We start from the raw sequence: 12325 nt of genomic DNA on the forward strand, positions 1-12325 counted from the left end.
GTGATTTCTTTGCAGAAAAAGACATCCCAGGCGCTGGACAGAGGCAAATCTCGTGCTATAACCCACCCGCTTTCAAGGGTGCAGCGCACCACTCAAGGCATCCGGATCAAGGCTCCTTGCCCGATCCTGGAACTAGGCCCAGATAGCTCAGTTGGTAGAGCAGCGGATTGAAAATCCGCGTGTCCGTGGTTCGAATCCGCGTCTGGGCACCACCCCTTTCCTAAACAAAATCAGCAACTTAACCCCATACGACTGCGGCAAATTTGCCGATGTCATGTCGCGTCATGTTGCAACTGAGTTCCCTTGATTTCCAAAGGGTTTCACTCACACTCGGCTAGTCGACGCGACATGGAACGCGACATGGGCGCGAGATAATTGGGGCCGAACGAGACGTGAAGGCGACAGCCTGATGGCGGACGCCATTCGCGCTAAGATGCAGATGGAGCAGCAATTGGCCCTCATCCGCCCAAAGCAATAGAAGCCCCGCGACACTGGACGCGCGTCGCTTCCTACTGGCTCCTCGAACATTTGGTTCCGGGAGTGCCTGACCCACGTCGCTAACAAGCAGAAAAAGACCGCCCCGGGAGGCTAACCGTCTTAAACTTGATGCGGCGGGAATTGGTGTGGGATCCCCGCGTGAAAAGCTGGCTGTCTCTTCAGGCAAAAAAGGCTCGGATGCGCGTCCACAACCCGATTGCTGCGCGAACATAGCGGGCGGCAGTGGCGCCCCTGACCGCCCGTCGGATAAGTCAAAGAATCGCTTAGCCTCAGCATTAGTTATCGTCGGCGAGGCCAGCCGCGCGGAAGGCTGGGTCCTCGAACGCCGCCGCTAGGGGGCGAGCCTGAACGCGCATGGCAAGACGTTCGGCGCTCGAGGCAAACTCGGTGCCCGCAAACGCACCCAGACGCCGATCTGGCTGGCGTTCAAGTAGCCAGGCCCAGCCTTCGAGACGCTCGGTGCACGTCATTGGCAGGAGCGTCTGGACGACGGGCGCCTTGTAAGATTTTGATGTCGCTGGCCTCCTTCGACAAGAAGTCAGAGGAGAATCATCCCCACCGCGGCTTTCTCTCTGAGGGCACCTGTCGTGTTATTTCTGGCTTTCGGCGCTCCGAGTATTAACAGAGTTCTAATGCGCCCCCTCAAATCGTGGCTTTTCTGCCACACGCTAATTGGATAGCGCGATTTAGCGTGTACGTTTGGCACGTTGGTTGTTGAACCGCATCCGGTCATCAGTAATGTCGGGGTCGAAGAGGGAGCGCGGTGCGCATCTTTTTCAAACGGGGATGGGGCAGGGAACGCTGTCCTTCAGCAAAAAATACCCAGACCCTCTTTTGAAACTTTTGACTGGAGGTCAGAAAATGAACATTAAGAGCCTTCTTCTCGGCTCCGCTGCGGCTCTGCTCGCAGTCTCCGGCGCTCGTGCGGCCGACGCTGTCGTCGTCGCTGAGCCGGAACCCATGGAATACGTCCGCATCTGCGACGTCTACGGCGCGGGCTTCTACTACATCCCCGGCACCGAGACCTGCCTGAAGGTCGGCGGCCTCGTTCGTTACGAGATCGGTTGGGCCGAGACGACCGGCGATGACGGCTGGATCAAGACCACCAAGGCTCGCGTGAACCTCGACGCCCGTTCGGAAACCGAATACGGCACGTTCCGTCGCTTCATCGAACTCGAGTTCGCCAACGATGGCGGAACCTTTGGCACCCCGAGCACCCTCGAGCCGATCGGCTACAGCGAGTACTCTGATCCTACCAGCTCGAAGATCCGTTATGCCTTCTTCGAACTGGGCGGCCTGATGGTCGGTCGTAACGACACCCTGTTCGACGGCGACCTGGGCGGCGAGTTCGACGCCGGCGGCGGCGACTTCATCAACCAGATCCGTTACACCTTCGACGCCGGCAACGGCATCGCAGTGTCGCTCGGCCTGGAAGAAGAAGACAACAACTTCGACTACATCCCGCTCATCACCGGCAAGGTTTCGGTGTCGCAGGGCTGGGGTTCGGTCGACCTGTTCGCCGGCTATGACGATCGTTTCTCGGAATTCGCCCTCAAGGGTATCGCTCGCGTCAAGGCGACCGATGCTCTGACCGTCGAGCTGCTCGCAGCTTACGAGTCGGGCGCCACCTGGTTCGGTCTGGCCGACTTCTACGCCGGCTACGAATGGTCGGTTGGTGGTTACCTGAAGTACCAGGTCAACGAGAAGCTGCGCGTCGGCTTCGGCGGCCAGTACTTCGCTGACAGCCACTACGGCAACTTCATCACCGGCGAGACCGTTGACGTTGGCGGTGACGACTGGACGGTTGGTGCGGTCATCGACTACACGATCGTCGAGAACCTGAACGCCAAGCTCGCCCTCAACTACGACGACGGCGACAGCTTCGAAGACGGCTCGTTCAACGGCTTCCTCCGTCTCGACGCCTCGTTCTAATCGGCTGAAAGGCTGACTTAGACAGACGGCCCGCGGTCCTCGGATCGCGGGCCGTCTTCGTTTGTGCTTAAATGGCGCAGTTTCTTCTCCGCCGATTTTGGTGGATGATCCATGGCTGATTTCCACAACCTGTCTAAGGCTCGCGCACAGCGGGAAGGGCTTCCCCCAGTTCGGTTTCTGGACGGGAAAGAGGAAACAGCTTTGTTTGCTGCCCTCCGCGCTCAATCGGAACTCTATTTTAGTCTGTCAGTCTTTCTCCTAGACACCGGCGCCCGCATTGGCGAGGCCACAGCGCTCAAGTGGGCGTCAGCAGGCGAACAAAGCGTGACGTTCGAGCAGGGAAAGACAACGATAAAGCGGACGATACCACTGACTAAACGGGCAGAGCGTGCCATGGCCGGCCAGCGCGAGAACGCTGACGGACCTTACGTTTCGGTAAGGCTCCAGAACTATCGAGCGGCCTGGAAAAGCGCCAAGCAGGACGTCGGGATCTTCGACGCGAGCCTCGTTCCCACCGTCTTAAGACACACGTGCGCGGTACGGCTTGTCAAAGGCGGCGTCGACTTGCGTACCGTCCAAAAGTGGCTAGGTCATCGATCGCTCGCGATGACGATGCGCTACGCGCAGTATGCCGATACCGACTTGGAGGCATGTGTACGGGTACTGGAACGATGATGCCGTCGGCCAGCACCCGACGCTAGCTACCTCGGGTCGTTTTCCGGTAGCCGCACGGTTTTCGCATAAGCCCGCGCCGCCTGAACAACATCCTTCACACGGTCCATTTTTAGAAGATCAATTGGCAAATAACCGTCAAGCTCGTCACACGGCCTGCTTAGCCAATACCAAGTCAGTCTAGAATGGCCGATCACCTCGCTCACATCCGCGATCCCGTTTGCTGGTCGGCCATCTACAAATTGGGCCAGAGGAAACACGTGCCTCTTACCGCCCGCTAAAAGCGCAATTGCTTCATTCCGTCGTTGCCAGCGGTGCAGGGTAGAACGAGGAATACCATAATTTTCCTCCAAGAATGTGGGGCCGGCTGATGGCCCGACCCAGTCGTGCAAGGCAACCACAGAAAGCGGATTTGGGACGGGCGTGGGTGACTTGCTCGGCTTGGTAGTGCCTCCGTCCGCAGCCCGCTGCGCGAGAAGTTCCTGTCTCGTCACCCCTGCTATCTCTGCGATGAAACTGTCGAGCTTATCTGCCACATCGTTGAGATCCGTCGTGAGCGCCGCCTGCCTTTTCAGCGATAGGAAAACATAAGAAGTTGCTGCAACTCCTGCTAACTTCGCCGCGCTAATGATAGCGGGACGCTTTAGGTCGGGATCCAGACGCGCAAGCAGTTGCTCGACCTCAGCAGCTATGAGGCCCGCCATGTCCTCTTTTTTGAATTTCTGGGGACGTTGGGGGGCATCACCGTTCAACACACTCTCCTATGCTAGAAACTCGATCACGGGAGGCCCGATCATTGCTAGACGATAACTTGGTAGCGGTATTGGACGTGCTCAAGTTCCGTTTATGGCCCAACGCTGCACACCGTTACAATGCTGAGCTTGCGATCAACGAGTTGGACAGGCTCGCTGGGCGCTGCGGAATCGTCGCGACTGCGCTGTCCATTGACCAAACAGTCACCCGATATCGAAACGCCGGTAATTCAGATCCCACGATCAACCGGAAACTGTCCTTCTTCCGCAAGTTGATAAAAGGGGCTTTTGACGCGGGCTATATACCAGAAAGCCCCAGGGTAGACCGACTGCCGGAAATTACAAAAGCACCGACTCTACTCAGCAACGATCAAATTAATCGAGCTCTCGCTGCGCTGGAAGCCAGTGACCGCGAATCACATCGGCTTATCACCTTTCTTGCTGATACTGGTTCGACGATGAAGGAAGCCCTTGCACTAAGATGGTCTGACATTACCCACCGGCACGTGACATTTTGGTCCTCAACCGGCTACGGGCGAACGATCCCGCTTACGCAGCGTGCTTCAAAGGCACTGACATTCCGGTCGTCTCTTCCTCAAGGACCATTTTCGGCAGTCAGATTGAAAGGGCTTCGGGCAGCCTGGCGACGGTCGCAGATTGACGCCGGGATTGGCAGCCCGATTTCGCCGTCCGGTCTCCGTTACTGCTGCGAAGCTCGGTTAGTGGAACAAGGTGTCGATACAAAAACCATCCATCGTTGGATGGGTTATCGGACGCCGCGAACATCATCGAGATTTGTTACCTCGGATGATCTCCGCGGAGTGCAAATAGTTCTTGAGAATGGCTGCGTGGAAGAACCTTGAGAAGGACAGCTCACGAAGTTTTGCTAAGGCGCATAGTGCTAACCTACGGGCAATGAGCGACGAACAATCCACCGCATCGCACAGGGCGTCGAGCACTTTTACGAACATGTCGGCAGCAGAAAGGACAGAACCAGTGCGGCGCTTGCTAGCCGACGGCGAAGCCCAGAGTGCCGTGCTACGAGCACAAGGCCGAGGGCAAGAAGTACGTCGTTTGACGCGGCATCAGCATTATATTCATGCAAACTAACATGTTGCAACAAAGTTACAGTAGAGACGCCAGTTGCAACCTTATGTATAGCATCCACTTTCCCTCAACCGAAAAGTTCGTATATTGCGCCGGGCTTATGGATTGGGGTGCTTCAATGAAAAAGATTCTCGTGACTGCCATCGCTACGCTGGCAATCTCCACCGCAGCGAACGCTGCAGACAACGTGGTGGTTGAGCCTGGCGCGGCAGCCTACAACTGGTCCGGCGTCTATGTCGGTGGCGCGATTGGCTGGGCGTCTATCAATTACGATGAATTGGAAAACGGCTATTTCGATCGTCGCGACGGCGGCTTCGCTGGAGCCCTATACGCGGGCTACAACGTCCAGTTCAGCAATGTGGTCTTGGGCGTCGAGGGCGATCTGAACTTCAGAACCGCCGAACCGGAAGACGATTTCACGCTTCCTCTAAGCCAGGAACTGGGTGGATCCATCCGCGGTCGGGTTGGCTATGCGATTGACCGCTTCATGCCCTACCTGACTGCCGGTGTAGCCATCGCCAGTTTTGAAGCCGATCATGATGGTGATGGCGACGATATCGCCAAGAAGACAATGACCGGCTATTCCGTTGGCGCCGGCGTCGAGTGGGCGGTGACGGACAATCTGATTGTCAGAGGCCAGTACCTCTATTCGGATTTCGGCAAAGACGAGTTTGAATTCGCTGGCTCACACACGCACGAGTACGACGTCAAAACGCACGACGTGCTCCTCGGTGTGGCCTACAAGTTCTGAACGGCGGCCGCCTGAACGTCTCAAGCCCCGGCCTCGCGCCGGGGTTTTTGTTTGCGCCCAACAAAAAAAAGCTTCGCCGGCCAGAGCAGCTTAGCATGACCGTGCCAGTGTCTCCTGTCTGGAAAGCCATGACCAAGCATCTATCCGGTGAGGAAAAGCTGCGCCACGTGACCGTGACCGAGACTTGATACCGCAATAAAAAAGAGGCCCGCCGCGTGTTCGCAGGCAAGGGCCTCAGTTTCGGGATCAACGGAGCCTAAGGACAAAAGCCACGTTGTGTGCACATGCAGAACTCGGGAAAAGCGCCGAGGTTCCACTGCTCGTGTCAATCGCCAAATCCTGACCCCGGAATACCTGATCAGCCTGGAAGACGGTAAACAGTACCGGACGCTCAAGCGCCACTTGGCTGGGGCTGGTCTGACGCCCGACGAATACCGCGCAAAGTGGTCGCTTCCCGCTGACTATCCAATGGCCGCTCCAACTTACTCGGCGAAGCGCTCCGAATTGGCGAAGAAGTTGGGCCTCGGGCGCAAGCAGCCAACGACAGGGTCGGCGAGGAAGCCGGCCAAACAACGAAACGGTAAGGTCAAGGCTTAGCCGAACCGCCACTAGGCGGTGTGCGCTGCCCGCTGGCAGCAAGCGCTTGGCAAAAGCGCAGCTACGGAACGGTCTTGAAATTTCCAGTCGTCAGGATACGCTCAGTCGTTCCCGTTCTCTCGGCGGAGGTGTCGCTATGGCTGAGACCCGCTATCTGAACCACAGGCTGGAATGCCCCTATTGCAAAACGATCCGGCTGAGGATTCCAGAGGACGCTTACCCAGATACTCCTATCGCATGCGATGACTGCGGCGAATATCTGGGAACATGGGACGAACTGCAAACTGATCTGGCAAGGCAAGGTGGGACAAGCGGCGCGTTTCTCATAGAGAAAGGCCGCATCAGGAAGATCGGCTAACGGCGCGCCTGGATTACCGTTTCTTCGCCAGGATCCGGGCTTCCCTTAGAAGTGATGGCCACTCATATCCGATCAGAGCGATAAGCTCCCGAGCTTGCTCTTCAGTAATGTTGGTTTCTTCCATCAAACGCCAAACCGTAGGGTGGGTGCCCTGCAGCATGCTCGGTAAATCGGACATTTTGGGAATCCTTGTGCGCCCCCTGTCGGTGACGCTTCAGTTTCCGTCCTAAGAAGGCGGCTCGGTGATGCAGGTGCTAGCAACGAAATGACGCTGTGCGCATATTGCGATCATTCTTCGTGTCGCAACAATCTCAAAGCACACTTGTTCCGCCCTACCAAAAAGAAAGCCCGGCCACCTTTCGGCGTAGGGACCCCAGCCCATGGCGCAATATCGCTTGGTGATCCGTGGTTGCAAGGATTACAATTCCTCCATCGACGGGAACGTTCGCGGGCATCGTCGACTGAAAGCACCAGCGCTTCCGCCCCCGGTTATGGAGGAAGCTATGGTAGCTCCCATTTCTGCGTTCGACTTTGAAGTCATCCAGAGCGTGATGAAACAATTCGCTGCCGCAGGCACCACGGAGCCCGACGATCTGCGCCAACTGGCTCGGACCATTGCGGAAGACTACTGCCCCGATGAGGTCCATTCGGATGAAATGATCGACGCCCTTGTAAGGGCGGCGCTTACGGCCGCGGCGAACGAGTCCGACGCAGCAGAGTGACAAGGGTTGAAGGCCTGCCGGGAGGGTTCACGGCAGGCCCGCTGCTGGAGCGAGCGTACTGAGGGAGTGCGGGTCGCTCCGATCTAGGAATACAAAAAGGACGGAATAGTTCCCCGACGTGCGAAAGCCTGCCGGAGGCAAAAAAGGACCGGCAGGCTTTCACCTAAACGTGGCTGAAAGGGAAACCACGTAGCCCGACCTCGCACGGGGTATGCTCATAACCCCGCAGATGCAGCCTCAGTTCCCGTAAACGCAAAAAAGCCCCACCACCTTTCGGCAGCGGGGCCATTGATGTCACCGCCTTAGATCACTGACCGCTAGGTGCAGCGGGGGCGGGTGCTGCTGGAGCGGCGGGGGCTGCCGGAGCGGCGGGGGCTTCGGGTGCGGAGGGCGCCGGTGCAGACGAGCCCGCTGGGACATCAACGTCTACATCAATGTTTCGGCTTCCACCCCAGTCCCCTTGAGTGAAAACAAAGAAAGCAATCACTGCAGCGACGGCGACAATGATGGCAACGACCCATCCAGCCCCGCCGCCTCCTCCAGTGTTGACTACCGTAGGTCCGTCGGCCATGATTTAATCTCCTTTTAAGTAAAAAATACACTGGCCGTAAAAAGGCCAACACAAAGACCAAAAATTGGCGCAAGTATCCATCGCGCCTCATGAACACTACGCTCCATTATGGCCTCCTAATTTTCACCTGTGAAGAACGACTTCTTGCGCGTTTGGTTCCCTCGATGAGGATCTGAAGTGTTCTCCTTAGGGCGGCACACCTTCACACGTGCCCGAACTATTCAAACGCAGCAGGATCGGCCAACAGGTTCACGCTCCCCGCCCGGCCTGCAGAGACACTACTCTGCGCAACTATTCCCGCACCTGAATAGCAAGAGCTACCTCTGATTGAGGCGTCAATGCTGCCGGGCTAGCATAGTTGATACGATCAACAAATTTAGGGATTAAATTAGGAGATTCTTATTCAGTCGCAACTTAAGCGGTCGGGTTAATTTATCCCCAGGCAGTAACTTTTCCTTTCGTGAGCTTTTTCAATGACAGGCGGCGTTCCTCTCCCTCCTCTCGGTTCCTCGGGCCATCGAAAAAGAACAGTCATCATAATCGCCGTGCTTCTCTCGCTTGGCGTAGCAGCGGCGTTAGGGGTTTTCGTCAGCGGTGCTATCTATTCCATTGTCCGTACCGCGGATGAACTCGATGAAACAAGGGCGACTGACGCAGCTTCCTCCGCACTGGAGGCAATGCGCTCGCAGATGTCTGGTACGGTCAGGGACAACGCATTCTGGGATGAGGCTTATCGTCAGCTGAACTCGCCAATTCGAGATGCCTGGCTGATCGAGAGCTGGGGAGTCCCGACTTTAGACCATCCACTCTATGACATGGCACTGGTGATCGGGCCCGATGATAAACCACTGCTGTACTACCGCTATGGCAAGTCAATGGACGTGCAGCCCAGCGCGTTTTTCGACAGCTCCTTGGCTCGCCTCGTGGAGCGCGCGCGCGCGGCTGATGGTATTCAGGGAGACGTCCAAGCCGCTTTCATAGGAACTTTGCACGGGCCCGCGGTCATTGGAGCTGCGCGCATCCGTCCCTTCCTTCAGGGCTTTCCGGAACTAGATCCTTACATTCTGATATTTGAAAAGGATCTTGATGCCAAAGCCCTCAGCGAGACAGCGCGAAAATTCAACCTCCGCGGCCTTCAGCTAACTGATAGCGCCATCGAGGGCACAGTTGCGGCGCCCCTAAAAGATGTTGACGGGAATGCTTTAGGCTTCCTCAGCCTTCCATCTGAGAAGCCGGGTACACGTAGCTACGAACGCGTTCGTCCGCTAATTTTCGGATCGGCTGCAATCCTGCTTCTGCTGATCGTAGGCATTGGCATGATTGGTCTGCTTTCAGTGCGGTCGCTCGCCAAGGAAGAGGCCCGCGCGAGGCGAAATTCCCTCCACGACCATTTGACCGGCGTGCTCAATAGATCGGGTCTTTCCGAATACGTCGAAAACCTCACGCCGCCCGATGGATGCCGTTCGGCGCAGATCGGCCTGTACCTGGTGGACATCGACGGTTTCAAAGCCATTAACGACCTCTGGGGGCAACAGGTTGGCGATATGCTGCTGGGGGCTGTCGCAGCACGGTTGACCAAGGATCTGCCACTCGCAACAACGATATCTCGGCTGGATGGCGATGCGTTCGCAATCGTGTCGTTGGTTGATGACCCCGAAAAGGGCGCACATTTGCAATCAGCCGTGAGTGAGGTGTTCGCAGAGCCCTTCAAAATTGGCCGACATGAGATCGAAATAGGGGTCAGCGTTGGCGTAGCCGAGACCGTGTTTGCAGGGGCGAACTTTCACGACTTGTTACGACAAGCCGAACTGGCTCTGCATCAGGCCAAGCATGGTTCAGATGGCACGACCGTGGTGTTTAGCCCAGATTTAGAAGCCGAGCTTTCTGAACATGCGAAGCTGGAACAACAGCTACTTGAAGCGCTGGATCGGCGCGAACTCAAGGTCGCATTCCAGCCGGTCGTTGATGCCCGCACCGGGGATATTTGCGGCGTGGAAGCCCTGGCGAGATGGAACAGCGAGAGTGGGCCGATTGCTCCAGACGTGTTCATTCCAGTTGCCGAGAGATCCGGGCTTATTGGGCTGCTGGGGTCTCAAATCCTGGAAGAAGCTATAGCCCAAGGATCACGCTGGCCCGGCCTGCAGATCGCCGTCAATGTTTCTCCGCTACAGCTTCGCAACCGGTATTTCGCAGGAGGCCTTCAGGCGACCCTGGACAAATTTGCATTTGAGCCTCACCGCCTGACAATCGAACTCACGGAAGGCGTCCTTATTTCGAACGCCGATCAGGCAAAACGATCAATTTCCGAGATCAAGGCGCTCGGAATTAAGGTTGCTCTCGACGATTTCGGTTCTGGTTTCGCGAGTATCGGCTCCTTGCGGCAATTCTGCTTCGATCGCGTCAAGTTGGACAAGTCGCTTGTCGCCAATATAGAGCACGATGCTCAGGCTGCAGAAGTGCTGGATGCCACTATCAAACTGGTGAATGCTCTCGGGGTCCCTGTCACGGTCGAAGGAATTGAGAACCGGCACCAGGCAGAGTTTGCCCGAGAAGCCGGCAGTCACGAATTGCAGGGCTATTGGTTTTCTAAACCTCTGTCCAAGGAAGAGCTTACCCAACGCTTTCTTGGGCGGCCGCTTGACGGAGTCTTGGCGACGTAGCGGTGGCCGCGCCATGAACCCGCCTAGCTCCAATTGCCGACTACACTTCGCCCAGCGTAGCGGATAAGATGGATCACCGACCATCATCGGGGTGCGCATTGCTTGCCTCATGTATTGGCGTGCGGACACAGCGCCGGGCGAAGGAGACCCGCTCCCTAACAGGAGCGGGTTTTTCAATAGGCCTCGCAGGCAAAGTGTTACTTATTGGCAGAGCGTGTCAGGGCGGGGTTGGCGGGGCGCACGCTCTACACTGCAAGCATATCAAAACGCATTTCATCAGCAATAGCTAAAGCTGCTGACTTTTAGGTTAGTGCCTGGGCAATACGAGGCCAAATAATCGATGCCTACTGCCGCAAGCGGAAACTCAGGCAAATTTGCCGGAACTCCACCGACATCTGAAAATGCGGAGAATGCGCACAGCAAAACCCCGTGTCCGGTGGCAGGTCACGGGGTTTCGTGGGGTTTGGCATCCTAGGTTGCGGCGCCAAAAGTCACCGCACGTGGAAGCATGGCGCAAAATTCCTAAGATGAAGTGAACTATGTTCTATGAACGGTGAGAAGGCCGTCCGGATGGAGGACCCAGAAGGCCTTCATCGGTGTGCACCAACGGTGCATACAATTCATCCTAAGCCAGTAATGCTCGCTTTACTGCGGTCATGCTAATTTAGTGCAATGGATCGGTACAAGGTCGTTCTCCCAAAGGCGGTAGTGGTGACGGTCATTGCAATCGTCTTGACCTTTACCTTCTCATTTTCCTCTAGATTAGCCTTTGGAATGCCAATTGACTGGCTGAGCTGGATCGAATGCACGGTCATTCCCATCGTCATCGCAATGCCGATCTCTTCGTACATCTTCCTCCAAGCTGAGAAATATAAGGACGCGACCCAAGCTCTTGCCAGATCTCATACTGCGCTGAAAGAAACCCACGAAAAACTGACGTATTCAACCACTCACGATCAGGCAACTGGCCTGCTCAACCGAGAAGGATTCTTGGGGCAACTCGCACGCGCGCGCCATGAGGACGAATGCGACACACTGCTTCTCATCGACGCCGACAATTTTACCGGGCTCAATGATCGGCATGGTCATGCAAAGGGTGACGAGATTCTGAGCCGGATAGCCAAAGCGCTGTTATACGCCACCCGACCCAGCGACATTGTTGGCCGAACCGGTGGTACGGAATTCGGCGTCATTCTTCGAGGCGTCGATAAAGATAGCGCGATGTTGCGGGCTGAACTGATCAGGCGACAAGTTGAAGCAATGCCGTGGATGAAAAGTGGTCGCGGCAGCGTCAGGGCAACGGTCAGCATAGGCGGCGCGGAGATGCCGGCCTCGGCCGATACAGCGCAGAGCCTGCGTCAGGCGGCTCGATGTCTGTACGAGGCAAAGCAACAAGGCCGAAACCGCGTCTCTTTCAGCTACAAATCGGCCTAGGCCGTCCCACTGGCCGACCGGAGGTGTCTGTTAGGCGCAGCTTTGTCGCGGCGTCAGAGTGGTGCCTTGGCGTGTGCAGCATCGCACGGCTCGCTATGTGTGATTGCATGTGCCGAAGCCCACGCGTGCTCGTCGCTTGACGTAACGTTAGAACCAGCTAAATCACCTGCTAAGCTCGGCATGCTCAAATGCATTGGCGGGTAGGGGGAGAAGGTTGTGGCCCGTGCATCAACTTTTGCAGCATGTTTGGCCTGCAGTATTATCTTGGCGT

Annotated in this window: 9 protein-coding genes, 1 tRNA gene and 1 pseudogene; 10 read left to right on the top strand and 1 reads right to left on the bottom strand. The window is 56.6% G+C overall.

All coding sequences use genetic code 11. The features are described from left to right. Window positions 1–136 precede the first annotated feature (136 nt). From O1Y97_RS22350 to O1Y97_RS22360, 3 genes are all read left to right on the top strand, one after another. Window positions 137–212: transfer RNA gene (locus tag O1Y97_RS22350), tRNA-Phe, on the top strand. Between the two features lie 1147 nt (window positions 213–1359). Further along, window positions 1360–2430, top strand: a complete 1071-nt coding sequence (locus tag O1Y97_RS22355) for a porin (protein ID WP_318762407.1) — start codon at window positions 1360–1362, stop codon at window positions 2428–2430. 111 nt (window positions 2431–2541) lie between these two features. After that, window positions 2542–3105, top strand: coding sequence for a site-specific integrase (locus tag O1Y97_RS22360; protein WP_318762408.1), 564 nt, complete (start codon window positions 2542–2544; stop codon window positions 3103–3105). A gap of 26 nt (window positions 3106–3131) precedes the next feature. Here the strand turns inward: O1Y97_RS22360 and O1Y97_RS22365 are convergent, their stop codons facing one another. Next, window positions 3132–3854, bottom strand: coding sequence for an antitoxin Xre/MbcA/ParS-like domain-containing protein (locus O1Y97_RS22365; RefSeq protein WP_318762409.1), 723 nt, complete (start codon window positions 3852–3854; stop codon window positions 3132–3134). Between the two features lie 44 nt (window positions 3855–3898). On the opposite strand from O1Y97_RS22365, the gene O1Y97_RS22370 reads away from it, so the two are divergent. The 7 genes and pseudogenes from O1Y97_RS22370 to O1Y97_RS22400 all read left to right on the top strand — a co-directional run bounded on the left by O1Y97_RS22370 (window position 3899) and on the right by O1Y97_RS22400 (window position 12054). Next, window positions 3899–4717: a tyrosine-type recombinase/integrase gene (locus tag O1Y97_RS22370; RefSeq protein ID WP_318762410.1), complete on the top strand. Its 819-nt coding sequence runs from the start codon at window positions 3899–3901 to the stop codon at window positions 4715–4717. Window positions 4718–5079: 362 nt separating this feature from the next. Next, window positions 5080–5712 (top strand): outer membrane protein, encoded by a 633-nt coding sequence (locus O1Y97_RS22375; protein WP_318762411.1) that lies wholly within the window; start codon window positions 5080–5082, stop codon window positions 5710–5712. A 315-nt stretch (window positions 5713–6027) separates the two neighbouring features. Next, window positions 6028–6309 (top strand): annotated as a pseudogene (locus O1Y97_RS22380) (MucR family transcriptional regulator); the annotation flags it as partial. Window positions 6310–6445: 136 nt separating this feature from the next. Then, window positions 6446–6667, top strand: a complete 222-nt coding sequence (locus O1Y97_RS22385) for a hypothetical protein (RefSeq protein ID WP_318762412.1) — start codon at window positions 6446–6448, stop codon at window positions 6665–6667. 380 nt (window positions 6668–7047) lie between these two features. Then, window positions 7048–7389, top strand: a complete 342-nt coding sequence (locus tag O1Y97_RS22390; protein WP_318762413.1) for a hypothetical protein — start codon at window positions 7048–7050, stop codon at window positions 7387–7389. A gap of 1044 nt (window positions 7390–8433) precedes the next feature. Then, window positions 8434–10620, top strand: coding sequence for a putative bifunctional diguanylate cyclase/phosphodiesterase (locus tag O1Y97_RS22395; protein WP_318762414.1), 2187 nt, complete (start codon window positions 8434–8436; stop codon window positions 10618–10620). 711 nt (window positions 10621–11331) lie between these two features. Next, the gene (locus O1Y97_RS22400) at window positions 11332–12054 is read left to right on the top strand and encodes a GGDEF domain-containing protein (protein ID WP_318762415.1); all 723 of its coding nucleotides are present in this window, start codon (window positions 11332–11334) and stop codon (window positions 12052–12054) included. The last annotated feature ends 271 nt before the right edge of the window (window positions 12055–12325 follow it).

The sequence above is a fragment of the Aminobacter niigataensis genome, assembly GCF_946995915.1.
Classification (GTDB): Bacteria; Pseudomonadota; Alphaproteobacteria; order Rhizobiales; family Rhizobiaceae; genus Aminobacter; species Aminobacter niigataensis.

Bases quoted from the DNA above. Each gene is read 5' to 3' on its own strand.
- O1Y97_RS22390 (WP_318762413.1), top strand. From the start codon at position 7,048: ATGGCGCAATATCGCTTGGTGATCCGTGGTTGCAAGGATTACAATTCC.
- O1Y97_RS22360 (WP_318762408.1), top strand. From the start codon at position 2,542: ATGGCTGATTTCCACAACCTGTCTAAGGCTCGCGCACAGCGGGAAGGG.
- O1Y97_RS22385 (WP_318762412.1), top strand. From the start codon at position 6,446: ATGGCTGAGACCCGCTATCTGAACCACAGGCTGGAATGCCCCTATTGC.
- O1Y97_RS22355 (WP_318762407.1), top strand. From the start codon at position 1,360: ATGAACATTAAGAGCCTTCTTCTCGGCTCCGCTGCGGCTCTGCTCGCA.
- O1Y97_RS22395 (WP_318762414.1), top strand. From the start codon at position 8,434: ATGACAGGCGGCGTTCCTCTCCCTCCTCTCGGTTCCTCGGGCCATCGA.
- O1Y97_RS22375 (WP_318762411.1), top strand. From the start codon at position 5,080: ATGAAAAAGATTCTCGTGACTGCCATCGCTACGCTGGCAATCTCCACC.